Below are 12,779 nucleotides of genomic sequence, written 5' to 3'. Positions count from 1 at the left end.
TCTTACCCTCCCTAGTTATTCTTGTCGAATTGCTCCCAAGGCCCGTAGATATCGAGCGCCGTGGCCGTCTCTCTGGAAATAGCCTTGTCCAGCTTGATCAAAAGCTCCTCATCGGCTTCGTCATTCTCGGTGAAAACCACGTTAGCCCTATCCGAATGAAAAACGTTCAAGGTTATCACGCTCACCACCATTATCACCGCTAAGGCCGCACCCAAGGCCCAGTTGAGCTTCAAGTTCCTAAAAAAATCGAGAATCCCTCCCTTCTTTACATCTTCCTCCGAGACCCTCTTCCAGAACCCGGTAACAAAATCCTCCCCGGGCTCAACCCGGTCCCAATTGTCCAGGATATTCCACAATTCGTTAGACTCCCTAAAAAATAGACCGCAGTCTTCACAATCCCGGACGTGGGACTCCACCCAAAGCTTCTGGCCTTGGTCCAAACCTCCGGCTGTGTACTCATGGAACAACTCCCTAATTTCTTCACACCTCATGGTACTCTCTCCCCCTCAAAAAAGGTTTTAATTTTTCTATAAGCTTCATCCTCCCCCTGTAAACATGGGTCTTGACCGCCCCTACGGTGCATCCGATTACCTCTGCAACCTCTTCGTAAGGAAGTTCCTCATATTTACACAGTATAATAGCAATTCTCTCCCTTTCCGGCAACGATTCCAGCGCCTCAAAAATAGCCTCTTTAATCTGCTTCCGGAAGACTATGTCGTATGCATTCTCCGAGTTTGAATCCTGAAGGTCACCGCTGTTCTCCTGTAATTCATCGAGGCTCTGGTTATTCTCCCTGGCTCTGGATTTAGCCTTAGTCAGACAAAGATTAGTAGCTATCTTATAAAGCCAGGTAGAAAATTTTGCCTGGGGCTCGTAACTGCCGGCAGAACGGTAAATTCTCAAGAAGACTTCTTGTGCCAAATCCTCCGAGTTTTCCTTACTGTTCGTAAATCTGTATATATAGTTCACCAATCCCTTATAATGCCTTTTCATAAGCTCGGTAAAAGCAGAGTCATCCCCCGACTTAGTCCTCATCATGAGCTCGATATCGCTTTCCATCTGCATACCGCTTGCTTTCTCTATTAAATAACCATGAATTTTACAAAAGGTTTCAAGATTATAACCATTCTTCCAGAAACTTAAACTAAAAAGTGAGGCTGTTTTCCAGGTTTTTTCAAAAACCATAGCTTGACCGAACATCGGAAGGCAATAAATCAGGGATATAGCAAAAACGAATTAGAAAGCTGACAAGCTGGATCCGTTTCTCGGTTCTAAGACAAAATTACCTGTAAGTGATGTAGACATACCGAGAAAATCAGAAAACAGTCAGGGTTTACATTTCGGGTATACTTAAATCTTTTAGTTTATTCAACACCTACAGAATAAGAATTAGGGATTTAGTAAAATTAGATCTAGTCCTCCCAGTATGATAACTAGAAATATGATCAGTAGGCCGTAAGAGGAAAAATGCAAGGTTCAGCTCCGAAAAAAACAATCTCAGACTATTCCGCCGGGCCTGAGAAAATAGCAAGGGTAATCTCGGACAAAAGACGTATATTCGTCACCGCCGGCGTGATGGTGGGGATGTTCCTAGCGGCCATCGAAGCCACGGCTGTGAGCACGGCCATGCCCACGGTGGTATCAAGCCTGGGTGGTCTAAACATATACAGTTGGGTCTTCTCCGCCTACTTTCTCACCTCCACCGTCACTCTGCCCCTCTGGGGAAAGCTGTCAGACCTCTACGGAAGGAGAATCTTTTATGTCATCGGCATAACCATTTTCCTCCTGGGCTCTGCCCTGTCCGGACAATCCGAATCCATGCTGGAGCTTATCATCTTCCGGGCTATTCAAGGAATCGGCGGGGGTGCGCTTCTAACGCTCGGGATGATAATAATAGGCGAGATATTTTCGCTCGAGGAAAGGGCCCGGGTGCAGGGTCTTTTCGGCGGTGTTTGGGGCCTGTCCAGTATTGCCGGGCCACTTTTAGGAGGGTTTATTACCGACCACTTTTCCTGGCGCTGGGTATTCTACCTGAATATTCCGTTTGGCCTGATAGCGGCGTTGATAATGGGATTGGCATTCAAGGAACGCATAGACAAAAGCAAAAAGGTATCCCTCGATTACAAGGGAGCGATCATCATCTCCACCCTCATAACACTCCTTCTGACCGGACTAATGAAGATCGGGAAGGAAAACGGTTTGGATTCTCCGCCCACACTACTCATGCTTTTAATATGCATTCCCCTCTTCTGGATTTTCATCTCCGCGGAAAAAAGGGCAGAGGACCCCATTCTTCCCCTCGAACTTTTTTCAAATCCCTTTTTCAAGACATCGGCGATAACCGGCTTCCTGATAGGGATGGCCATGTTTGGGTCTATTTCCTTCCTCCCGCTATTCATTCAAGGGGTAATAGGCACAACGGCAACCAGGGCCGGAATGATCCTCTCGCCGCTGTTACTGAGCTGGGTATTTTTCTCCAGCATCTCCGGAAGACTGATGCTGGGCTTCGGTTACCGTCCGCTCATACTGGTCGGCACCGCTATTGTGACCATAGGCTTTCTCCTGCTTACCCGGATGAACGAGGAGACCAAACAATTAAACGCTATATTGAATATGCTATTTCTGGGGTCAGGAATGGGAATGATTTTCATACCCCTACTCCTTTCCGTGCAAAATTCAGTGCCCCGGAACCGTCTGGGAATCGCCACCTCGGCAACCCAGTTTTTTCGGTTGATCGGCGCAACGGTGGGCGTAAGTGTAATGGGAGTGGTGATGAACGCTTTCATGCATCAAGGCCTGAATACATCGGCAAATGGCCTTTCAGCCGACCAACTACCTTATATTAAAAATCCAGACCTGATTCTTAATCCGGCGGTGAGAGAACAGATATCCCCGGAGGTTCTGGGGCCGCTCAGGGAAATCCTGGCTCATTCCCTTCACTACGTCTTCATAGCCGGGTTAGTCATGGCTGTATTGGCGTTTCTCTCCTCCTTCCTGATTCCCAAAGGGCGGGTCGAGGATAAAGCGCTTGAAAAATATAACTATGTCGGCAGTAAAAAAGAACAAATAAAAGAACGATGAACGGTTATCCAGCGTGTGATATATTTATTGTGAATATCCCCCGAGCAAATACGATGGTTTGATTTTTATAATAGGGTGTTAAAGGATGAGAATAATATTGACGCTATTCGGTTTCTTCTTACTTTCCGCTTGTGCCGGAGGAAACTATACTTCCGATGAAGAACACATCAAAATCAGGCAGAGAGACATTTGCGCAGAAATTCCCGTAGGAATTGCCAGGTTCCAGTACATGGACCCTTCGCTTAAAAATCTAAAAATTAGCTGTGCAGACGTGGCCAGATGCGCGGCCCTTACCGGCGGAACCCCGGCTAACGTTCCGTGCCAGTAGGGAATACCCAGGATAAGACAAAGGACTTTCTTGACAACCCTCTTGGCTTAGGTTTTCTTTTGTTTAAACAATGAATAGAAAAGGAAAAGTTTATCTGATCGGCGCCGGCCCCGGCGACCCCGGGCTTCTTACCATCAAGGGAAAAGATTGCCTGACTAAAGCCGACGTCGTAATTTATGACTATTTGGTAAACCCGAAGCTGTTACGACACGCCAAACCGGAAGCGGAAAGGATTTATGTAGGGAAAAAGAGAGGACATAAGGAATTACCCCAGGAGGAGATAAATCGGCTCTTAGTGGATAAGGCCGGGGAAGGCAATATCGTCGCCCGATTAAAAGGGGGTGACCCGTTTATTTTCGGAAGGGGCGGAGAGGAAGCGGAGGAGCTAGCCAGACGCGGCATTCCTTTTGAAATCGTCCCGGGGGTAACCTCCGTCTCTGCCGTGCCTGCCTACGCCGGAATCCCTATTACCCACCGGGATTTTACCTCTTCATTCGTAGTAGCCACCGGACACGAAGACCCGAAGAAAGAGAAATCAAGACTATCATGGGAGAATCTAGCCAAGGCCGAAACAGTAGTATTTCTCATGGGCATGAAAAACATCGAAGAGAATATGAGGAAGCTCGTCGAATTTGGAAAACCCCCGGAGACGCCTGTTGCTATAATCTCCTGGGGAACCCACCCGGCTCAAAGAACGGTGACCGGGACCATCGGAGATGTAGGGGAATTAGTAAAACCAAACCGAGTGAAAGCCCCCGCAGTTATAGTCGTCGGCGAGGTGGTAAGACTGAGGGATGTAATCAACTGGTTTGAGACCAAACCGCTTTTTGGAAAAAAGGTACTGGTGACCAGGGCCAGAAAACAGTCCGGCCCATTGGTAGAACTTCTCGAAGCGGAGGGAGCAGAGGTCATAGAATTCCCCACGATCGAAGTCTTCCCTCCCGATAACTGGGACGAACTGGATCGAGCAATAGGAAATTTGAACAACTACCACTGGGTCATCTTTACCAGCGTGAACGGGGTTCATTTTTTCTTTGAAAGATTTCGAAGCCTGAAAAAGGATATAAGGGAGCTAAAGGGAATAAAATTCGCCGCTATAGGAGAACAGACGGCGAAAGAAATAGCCGGCCTGGGACTAGCCACGGATATGATTCCGGGAGACTTCAGGGCAGAAGGCCTTGTGGAGAAATTTAGCAAAAGTGACATAAGAGGAAAAAAAATCCTCATCCCCCGAGCAAAAGAGGCAAGGGAAATCCTCCCGGAAGAGCTTAGGAGAATGGGAGCAGATGTCAGCGTCATAACCGCCTATCAAACTAAAAAGCCTCCCATCGATAACGTTTTAGAGGTCAAACAGATGCTAAAGAGGGGCAGGATAGATGTGGTCACGTTTACTAGCTCCTCCACGGCTAAAAACTTCCTCTCGCTTCTGGGCCGTGATGAAAAAGTTCTTTCAAACCTAATCGCAGCCTGTATCGGTCCCATCACCGCCGATACGGTTAGGATATTTGGCAAAGAACCGGAAATAATCTGCAGTAAATACACGGTGGAGGAGCTGGTCAAAGAAGTTGTACGCTATTTCCAGAATATCAAATAACGCTTAAGAATTAACTTTAAGAAGATAATCAAACAACAGAAACGGGTTGTGTCCGTCTCCTCACGTTTTCCATCATTTTAAATTAAACTTTAATGTCGAAATTTAAGTTCCGCACCGAAATTACAGATAGTTAATCCGCTAGCTCAAGCCATTCAAACTTAAGGTATAATTGAGGTCAACATATTGCGATTATTGAGGAGTAGCATAAGATTAAATTCACTTAATAATGACAATAATAACAGTGAACTAGGGTATTACATTAAAGCCCAATCCGATATTCGAACTCCTCCAGTCTCCACAACTCTTAAAGCAAATTTCCAGCTTCGAGCTATCTATCCACAGTTTCTGAGATAATGCTTTAGAACATCTTATATATAACCTGATCATACTTTATGTTATATAATAAGATATCAATATAATTACCCGTTATTTCTACGGTTTACTTCTTAACCTTCCTTGTAAGAAAAGGGTAATGATTAGTACTCGATCAAGAGGATGTTAACTTAATTGCTTTATTGGCCGGCACAACCTGTGTTGATTGTCTTGAATTATTCTAATCGCTGGATGATCGCAGCCAAATCGACCCAGTCGATTCTCCAGTCCATCTCCTACTTTCAATTCTTCATTCGCTTCTCTCTATAAATTTTGGGTTGCTATGACTTAATAAAACACGCCTATTTAGCCAAAAAAATGTATGAATTCACCGTCCAGCGCACCAAAGAAAGTTTCTTCAAAAAATGTGGATAAGAGTTTATAATTCGTATTAAGACCACAGGAGGAGGAACACAAGTTTGGCAAAATTCGTCTCGATATTTTATACGCTTATTTTTCTCACTCTTCTCCTTCCCAGTCTTTTGGTATCCGCAGAACAAAAGGAATACTCAAATACCCCGGCGAGAAAAGAAGAAACACAAAGCCAAGAGCAAAAGCACGATATCTACGGCGAATATAAGAACGCACAGGAATCCCTCTGGAAAGATTACCAGAGGCTCAGGGAAGAGCTGGTTAACGGTTATCTTACCGACAAACTCAGGATCAAATACGAAGAGTTTAAGCAGAGACAACAGGCATTAATCGAAAAGTACATAGAAGGGAAGAACAAACTGCTACAAAAGTACCTCGACGAAAAATCAACAACACAAAACCAGAATGGAACATAAGCCGAAGCATAGCACACTATTTATCGGAGAGATTTAGGCATGAAAAGCCACACCGAGTATCTATGGTTTAACACCAAAAAAAGGAGAGAAATCATACACATCACCGATACAGTCAGGGAAATCGTGAAAAAAAGCTCGGTGCAGGAGGGTCTTGTGTTGGTTTCGGCCATGCACATAACCGCAGCCGTTTACGTCAACGACCTGGAAGAGGGATTATTTGAGGACATATGGGAGTGGCTCGAAAAATTGGCACCATATCGAAAAGACTATAAACACCATCAAACCGGGGAAGACAACGGCGATGCTCATCTCAAGAACCTGATAATGCACCATCAGGTAATCGTCCCCATAACCAATGGCGATTTAGACCTGGGCCCCTGGCAGAGGGTCTTCTACGCCGAGTTCGACGGGCAGAGGAAGAAGAGGGTAGTTGTGAAGGTAATGGGTGAGTAAAAATTTACTCCGGTATGTTACACCAAGGCCGATATGGAAGAGCAGAAAACAGACAAATTTAAGCCTAGGTTCTTCATCGATAAAGAGGGCAATTGGTTTCAGGACGGTATCCCGGTCCTGCATAGATGGACTTATCTTCACAATAACAGGCTACTCAGCCGAGACGAAGAAGGAAGATACTACGTAGATGAGGGCAGCGGCAGGCTTTATGTGAAGGTTGAAGACACGCCTTTTGTAGTAAAAATGGTCGATATGCGTGAAGATGGATTCTACGCAATCCTGAACGATGAAACCGAGGAAAAACTGGACCTAGGCAAACTATGGATGAACGAAGAAAACGTAGCCTATACCAAGGTAAAAAACGACCGATACGAGGCCAGGCTGCTAAGACCCGCTTATTACGAGCTAACCAAGCATCTAATCGAGGAAGGAGATAACTTTTATATCGTGGCCAAAGGAATAAAGCATCGGGTAAAACGCAAAAGATAATCGTGTTCTAAGATATCAAAGAATCCAGAACCTTCAAGATAATTTCATTAGATAGGAGGAATCCTTTACCGGTAAGCCGGAGACGGTTATCGGACATTTGTATAAAGTTTTTATCCATAAGGTAATCCAATTTATCCGAAGACAATCCTACACCGAATTTTTGTTCGAGGTTAATCAGGCTTATCCCCTCTTTTAGCCGAAGACCCATCAGAACCCTATCTTCCATGGCCTCGTCTCTACTTAGCCACTCGGTAAACGCTAGCGGTCTCTTACCGTCCTTGAGAGTATTGATGTAAGCAACCGGGTCCTTGAGATTAGCCCACCTAGTGCCCCAGGGGGTTCTCTCATCTTGAGCTAGATGCGAATGCGCCCCTGCCCCAAGACCTAAGTAACTCTCCCCCCTCCAGTAAAGGAGGTTATGTCTACACTCAAACCCGGGTTTGGCATAATTCGATATCTCGTATTGTCCGTAGCCGGCCTCCTCAAGAAACTCACTGGTAAACACGATCATATCCGCCAGCGTATCCTCGTCTGGAAGCGTTAACCTCCCCGCCGCATTTAGCGCGGCAAATTCGGTATCATCCTCGATGGTCAGGTTATACGCCGATATATGGGTCGTGTTAAACTCTAGCGCCTTAAGTAAATCTAGCTTCCATTCCTCGAGCGTTTCGTCAGAAACCCCGTACATGAGGTCTAGGTTAAAATTATGAAACCCGGCCTTAACCACATCCTCCAGTATCTTTCGGCTGTCCTCGGGCGAATTGATCCGGCCCAGGACCTTGAGTTTTCTCTCGGAGAAGGATTGAACTCCAACGCTTATCCTATTCACTCCTACCTCTCGAAAGCCCCTGAGCTTCCCTAAATCAGCCGTTTTCGGGTTTACCTCTAAGGAGACCTCGACGCGGTCCGATGAAGGAGCAATATTCACAATCTGATCGATTATCCTCTCGACGCTTTGTGAAGAAAATAACGACGGGGTGCCGCCGCCAAAAAAGACCGAGGAGATGGGCAACTCCCCTATCCACTCCTCGTAGAAATCGACCTCTTTTAATAACGCCTCTGTATATTCCTCCTCCGGTATCAGCTTCCCCACGCCGTAGGAATTAAAATCGCAATAGGGACACTTTTTGACGCAGTAGGGGATATGAACATAGATTCCGAAAGCCATGGGCCTATTTTACACAACCGCTTGAACCATGACAAATAAACTGTTGCAACAAGTACATTTTAGAATCATATTTATACTCCTTTAAAGGTCAAGAGGGAGGCGCATAAATGAAAAGATTGAAGGTTATGTTCATATTTTCGCTTTTTTTTAGCCTCACTGCCCTTGCCGAGCAAGATATCGAACTTCTATCCCTGGACGAAGCCATCAGAATCGCGCTCGAAAATAACCCCAACATCATGGCCTCAGACGCATCGGTCGACATCATGAGAGCCCGTTTGCAGGATTCAAAATCGATTCTTTATCCTCAGGTCGAATTTAGGTTTATCATACCTTTCATCGAGCGTGAGTCGGGCATATTTGCAGACCAGCTTATCTGGGACTTCTGGCGCACCCCGAACATAATCAAGTCCAGCAAAGCGCAGGTGGAGTCCTCGATCTTCGATAAGGAGGCAACGGAGGAGGACGTAATCCTGGATACCAAGGTTTCCTATTATATGGTGCTTGCCCATAGGCATATCCTGCAGGCGGCGGAGAAGACGCTCCAAGAACAGGAAAAGCGCCTGGAGCAGACGGAGGGTTTTTTTAAAGCCGGGAGGGCCTCCAGGCTGGAAGTTACCAAAGCAAGGGTAAACCTGGGTAACGCCAAGCTCGACCTAATCACCGCAAAAAATAACCTGGAGAATGCCCAGATGAGGTTGATAAACGCCATGGGCATAGACGAATCCGGCTTTAACTACCAGCTCGTGGATATGTTAGAATATAAACTGGTGGATTTGAACCTGGATGACGCCATAAACAAGGCCTTGGATAGACGTCCCGAATTAAAGGGTTTGAGAGCAAAGGAAGCAGGAATGAAGGCGAGTTTATCTGCTTCTAAGCAGTCCCTTTATTTCCCGGAGATCCTGGGAAGGGTGGCATACCGGTTTGATGGCGAGGGGGCAACCGGCCCGGATTTTATAGCCGGTGTCGGGCTCAGGTTCCCGGTGTTCGAGGGATTTGCAGACCTGTCCCGGGTGAATGAGGACAGGGCAAAACTAAAGCAGGCTCGAGCAAACATAGAATCCCTGAAGAATCAAATAACATCAGAAGTAAAGCAGCTATATCTTAACCTGAAGACGGCGGAAGAAGCCCTCGAGGTAACCAAGATATCGGAGACATCCGCACAAGAAAATCTCGAACTGACCGAGGAGGAGTATCGCTTGGGGAAAAGCTCAGCGGTCGACCTGGCAGAAGCGGAAGCACTTTTGGCCTCCACAAACGCAGACCACATCGAGGCCATCTACAACTATAAAATCGCCATCGCCCAACTGGAGAGAGCCACCGGGGAGAAGATAGCCGAAGAATGAACCTGAAGAGTAAAAAGATCATCTTTTTGCTGGTAATACTGGTCGTTATCATCCTTATCGCCGTCCGATATTCACAGAATGATGACGGGTCGATAGCTTATAGGACCGCCAAGGTGGATAGGGGGGATATATCATCCTACATCACTGCCACCGGTACAGTGAATCCTATATCCAGAGTAGAGGTCGGAAGCCGGGTTTCCGGGACCATAAGACAAATATATGTGGATTTTAACTCCGCAGTGGAGAAAGATGAACCGCTTGCCGAGATAGACACTACACCCTTCCGGGCCAAGCTGGAACAGGCTCTGGCTGACCTGAAGAAAGCCCAGGCAGATGCCCAACTCAATAAAACCATAATGGATGCAAACAGAGAGCTTTATGAAAAGAGGCTAATCTCCAAGCAGGAGTATGATGATTCAAAAGTTAAATATTCTAGAGATACAGCCACGGTGGAGCAGACAAAAGCGGAGGTAGATATAGCCAGGTCGAATCTCTTGAATGCGACAATTCGGAGCCCGATCGACGGGATCGTTATTTCCAAGAACATCAATGTCGGCCAATCCGTAACCGCAGGGCAGAACTCCCCTCCCCTTTTCGTCATAGCCGAAGACCTTTCTTCCATGAATGTCATTGCCCACATAAGCGAGTCAGACATAGGCAAAATTGAGGTCGGCCAGGATGCTGTCTTCACCGTGAACGCATATCCAAACGAAGAATTCTCCGGCAAACTGGAACAGATAAGAAGCGAGCCTATCGTCAGCAACAACGTAGTAACCTACGACGTGGTGATCCGGGTACAAAACAAAGAGCTTAAACTCAAGCCGGGAATGACTGCAGAGGTAAGGATACTGGTAGCACACCGGGATGACACGCTGAGAGTCCCCCGGGCAGCCCTCCGGTTTATCCCTCCTCCAAACGCCTTGGTCGAGCGAAATTCCCAAGAGCCGGACGGTACCTCGGTAGTATGGATTCCTGCTGGAAGCAAGAAAATAAAGCCGGTCAGGATAAATCCCGGTATCAGTGACGATAACTTTACTGAAATCGTCGGCGGCGGCCTCCGGGAAGGAGAAGAGGTGATTATCGAAGCGACGATTAAAGGTGAATCTAACTCAGACTCACTCGAATCGATTCTACCAAAGCCAATCAGGTTTTAAGCCGTGGATAATATCATTGTAGTGGATAACCTTCATAAAATATACAAGATGGGCGACGTCGATGTTCACGCCTTAAGAGGGGTCTCTCTCAAAATAAGAGGAGGAGATTTTGTCTCGGTGATGGGTCCCTCCGGCTCGGGAAAAAGCACTTTCATGAACATCATAGGGTGCCTGGATAAACCAACAGAGGGAAGTTATTTTCTCGACGGAAATGAAGTTTCGCTACTGGACAAAGATGAACTCTCGGAAATGAGAAACAAGAAAATCGGGTTTGTCTTTCAAAATTTTAATCTTCTCGCTAGGACAACGGCACTCGAGAACGTAGAACTTCCCCTCATATACAACAACACTCCAGCAAACAGGAGAAATAAACTGGCTACGGAAGCACTATCTATGGTCGGGCTTGAAGGATGGGAAAAACATTACCCATCCCAGCTTTCAGGCGGACAACAGCAGAGGGTAGCAATAGCTAGAGCAATCATAAACAAGCCAAGCATTATATTGGCTGATGAACCCACCGGTAACCTGGACACCGATACCAGTATAGAGATAATGGAGATATTCAAGACGCTAAATCGTCAGGGCAAAACTATAGTAATGATCACACACGACAAAGAGATAGCCGAGTACGCTCAAAGGATAATTTTGTTCAGGGACGGAAAGGTTCTCGATGACAGAACGAAGAATTCAGAGTTAAGAATCAAGAGTTGAAAGTCAATATGTGTTTAACGTTTATCCAATATCTATGACTCTATACTTTTGGAGTAGCAAATGAACCCGATGGCAGCGCTCAGAGTTTCATACCGCGCCCTCAGAAAGAACCAGGTTCGCTCCATGCTTACTACACTTGGGATCATAATCGGGGTTGCCGCGGTGATAACCATGGTAGCGGTTACGCAAGGAGCAAAGAAACTAATCGAAGAACAACTCATAAGTCTTGGAGGAAATTCCCTGATTATAGGCTCGGGAATGAGAGCAGGAAGCGGGGCAACCGAACGCTCGGCAGTAGATACACTCACAGCTGAAGATGCAGAAGCTATAGGAAAACTGAGCATGGTAACCCATGTATCGCCGATATTAGATACAAACGAGTGGGTCGTATGGAATAACCGTAACCGGTTCACGACCATAGTAGGGGCTTCTCCCGATTTTACCTACATAAATGATTGGCCTCCCGAGCAAGGCAGCTTTTTCACCGACCAAGATATTATTAATGCAGAAAGGGTATGTGTTCTTGGAAGAAGCGTAGCCTTAAACCTGTTTGGATATCATAACCCCGTAGGCGAGACTGTTAGAATTGGGAGAATCACATTCAAGGTTATTGGTGTCTTAACCACAATAGGCCAGACCCCGAGCGGAAAGGATCAAGATGATGTGGTCATAGTCCCATACTCCACCCTCCAAAAAAGAATAATGGGAATGGCCAAGGTAGAAAAAATATCCGTCTCCGTGAGGACTCAGGATGACATACCATACGCTGAGGCTCAAATTGCTCAACTCCTGAGAGAACGTCACCAGATACGTCCGGGCATGGAGGATGATTTTTATATCAGGACTCAGCAAAACATAATCGATAGAATATTCACCATTTCCAGGATTATGACTATATTGCTAGGCAGCATTGCCTCTATTTCTCTCATAGTGGGAGGGATCGGGATAATGAACATTATGCTCGTTTCCGTAACGGAGAGGATTAGGGAAATCGGAATACGTATGGCCGTGGGCGCCAAGGAGAGAGACATCCTTATTCAGTTTTTGATCGAAGCAGTGGTGCTATCACTGGTAGGCGGGATCATAGGCATATTGTTGGGAATAATAGCAACAAAGACCGCTTCACTATTAACCGGTTGGCCAAGCTTGGTTTCCGTGGGTGCGATCATATTAGCTTTTGGATTTGCCGCTCTTATCGGTGTTTTCTTCGGCCTTTATCCGGCAAAAAAAGCGTCTAAGTTGGACCCGATCGAAGCATTGCGGTATGAGTAAACAGACAGTTTTCAGTTCTAAGT

Annotated in this window: 13 protein-coding genes; 10 read left to right on the top strand and 3 right to left on the bottom strand. The window is 46.3% G+C overall.

Translation table 11 applies throughout. The annotated features are described in order from the left end of the window. Window positions 1–11: 11 nt before the first annotated feature. Both VNN20_03630 and VNN20_03625 read right to left on the bottom strand, forming a co-directional pair. Window positions 12–491 carry a zf-HC2 domain-containing protein gene (locus VNN20_03630; protein HWP91276.1) on the bottom strand — a complete coding sequence of 160 codons (480 nt, stop codon included), beginning with the start codon at window positions 489–491 and terminating at the stop codon, window positions 12–14. After that, a complete protein-coding gene (locus VNN20_03625; protein ID HWP91275.1) occupies window positions 481–1,185 on the bottom strand; it encodes a sigma-70 family RNA polymerase sigma factor in 705 nt (234 codons plus the stop codon). The genes VNN20_03630 and VNN20_03625 overlap by 11 nt, the downstream gene beginning before the upstream one ends. Before the next feature lie 282 nt (window positions 1,186–1,467). On the opposite strand from VNN20_03625, the gene VNN20_03620 reads away from it, so the two are divergent. The 6 genes from VNN20_03620 (at window position 1,468) to VNN20_03595 (ending at window position 7,105) form a co-directional block, all read left to right on the top strand. Next, window positions 1,468–3,081: an MDR family MFS transporter gene (locus VNN20_03620; GenBank protein ID HWP91274.1), complete on the top strand. Its 1,614-nt coding sequence runs from the start codon at window positions 1,468–1,470 to the stop codon at window positions 3,079–3,081. Window positions 3,082–3,166: 85 nt separating this feature from the next. After that, the gene (locus VNN20_03615) at window positions 3,167–3,409 is read left to right on the top strand and encodes a hypothetical protein (protein HWP91273.1); all 243 of its coding nucleotides are present in this window, start codon (window positions 3,167–3,169) and stop codon (window positions 3,407–3,409) included. Between the two features lie 70 nt (window positions 3,410–3,479). Continuing rightward, window positions 3,480–5,003, top strand: coding sequence for a uroporphyrinogen-III C-methyltransferase (cobA, locus tag VNN20_03610; GenBank protein HWP91272.1), 1,524 nt, complete (start codon window positions 3,480–3,482; stop codon window positions 5,001–5,003). A 791-nt stretch (window positions 5,004–5,794) separates the two neighbouring features. Further along, entirely contained in the window at window positions 5,795–6,163 is a 369-nt protein-coding gene (locus VNN20_03605) for a hypothetical protein (protein HWP91271.1), read from the top strand. Window positions 6,164–6,202: 39 nt separating this feature from the next. Continuing rightward, the gene (locus VNN20_03600) at window positions 6,203–6,616 is read left to right on the top strand and encodes a secondary thiamine-phosphate synthase enzyme YjbQ (GenBank protein HWP91270.1); all 414 of its coding nucleotides are present in this window, start codon (window positions 6,203–6,205) and stop codon (window positions 6,614–6,616) included. 33 nt (window positions 6,617–6,649) lie between these two features. Next, window positions 6,650–7,105, top strand: coding sequence for a DUF2946 family protein (locus VNN20_03595; protein ID HWP91269.1), 456 nt, complete (start codon window positions 6,650–6,652; stop codon window positions 7,103–7,105). 7 nt (window positions 7,106–7,112) lie between these two features. On the opposite strand, the gene hemW is transcribed toward VNN20_03595, so the two are convergent. Then, on the bottom strand, window positions 7,113–8,273 hold the full coding sequence (gene hemW / locus VNN20_03590) for a radical SAM family heme chaperone HemW (protein ID HWP91268.1): 1,161 nt from the start codon (window positions 8,271–8,273) through the stop codon (window positions 7,113–7,115). Between the two features lie 107 nt (window positions 8,274–8,380). On the opposite strand from hemW, the gene VNN20_03585 reads away from it, so the two are divergent. From VNN20_03585 to VNN20_03570, 4 genes are read left to right on the top strand one after another with little or no spacing between them, the layout of a single operon-like run. Continuing rightward, window positions 8,381–9,619 carry a TolC family protein gene (locus VNN20_03585; GenBank protein HWP91267.1) on the top strand — a complete coding sequence of 413 codons (1,239 nt, stop codon included), beginning with the start codon at window positions 8,381–8,383 and terminating at the stop codon, window positions 9,617–9,619. Further along, on the top strand, window positions 9,616–10,773 hold the full coding sequence (locus VNN20_03580; protein ID HWP91266.1) for an efflux RND transporter periplasmic adaptor subunit: 1,158 nt from the start codon (window positions 9,616–9,618) through the stop codon (window positions 10,771–10,773). The genes VNN20_03585 and VNN20_03580 overlap by 4 nt, the downstream gene beginning before the upstream one ends. A gap of 12 nt (window positions 10,774–10,785) precedes the next feature. After that, window positions 10,786–11,484, top strand: a complete 699-nt coding sequence (locus tag VNN20_03575; GenBank protein ID HWP91265.1) for an ABC transporter ATP-binding protein — start codon at window positions 10,786–10,788, stop codon at window positions 11,482–11,484. Window positions 11,485–11,544: 60 nt separating this feature from the next. Continuing rightward, window positions 11,545–12,756, top strand: a complete 1,212-nt coding sequence (locus VNN20_03570) for an ABC transporter permease (protein ID HWP91264.1) — start codon at window positions 11,545–11,547, stop codon at window positions 12,754–12,756. Window positions 12,757–12,779: the final 23 nt, after the last annotated feature.

This window comes from Thermodesulfobacteriota bacterium, assembly GCA_035559815.1.
Classification (GTDB): domain Bacteria; phylum Desulfobacterota_D; class UBA1144; order Nemesobacterales; family CSP1-2; genus DATMAT01.
The sequence above is the reverse complement of the archived record's forward strand: the minus strand, read 5'-3'. Positions and strand labels throughout refer to the sequence as shown.

Bases quoted from the DNA above. Each gene is read 5' to 3' on its own strand.
- hemW (HWP91268.1), bottom strand. From the start codon at position 8,273: ATGGCTTTCGGAATCTATGTTCATATCCCCTACTGCGTCAAAAAGTGT.
- cobA (HWP91272.1), top strand. From the start codon at position 3,480: ATGAATAGAAAAGGAAAAGTTTATCTGATCGGCGCCGGCCCCGGCGAC.
- VNN20_03595 (HWP91269.1), top strand. From the start codon at position 6,650: ATGGAAGAGCAGAAAACAGACAAATTTAAGCCTAGGTTCTTCATCGAT.
- VNN20_03570 (HWP91264.1), top strand. From the start codon at position 11,545: ATGAACCCGATGGCAGCGCTCAGAGTTTCATACCGCGCCCTCAGAAAG.
- VNN20_03625 (HWP91275.1), bottom strand. From the start codon at position 1,185: ATGGTTTTTGAAAAAACCTGGAAAACAGCCTCACTTTTTAGTTTAAGT.
- VNN20_03600 (HWP91270.1), top strand. From the start codon at position 6,203: ATGAAAAGCCACACCGAGTATCTATGGTTTAACACCAAAAAAAGGAGA.
- VNN20_03585 (HWP91267.1), top strand. From the start codon at position 8,381: ATGAAAAGATTGAAGGTTATGTTCATATTTTCGCTTTTTTTTAGCCTC.
- VNN20_03620 (HWP91274.1), top strand. From the start codon at position 1,468: ATGCAAGGTTCAGCTCCGAAAAAAACAATCTCAGACTATTCCGCCGGG.
- VNN20_03615 (HWP91273.1), top strand. From the start codon at position 3,167: ATGAGAATAATATTGACGCTATTCGGTTTCTTCTTACTTTCCGCTTGT.
- VNN20_03630 (HWP91276.1), bottom strand. From the start codon at position 491: ATGAGGTGTGAAGAAATTAGGGAGTTGTTCCATGAGTACACAGCCGGA.
- VNN20_03580 (HWP91266.1), top strand. From the start codon at position 9,616: ATGAACCTGAAGAGTAAAAAGATCATCTTTTTGCTGGTAATACTGGTC.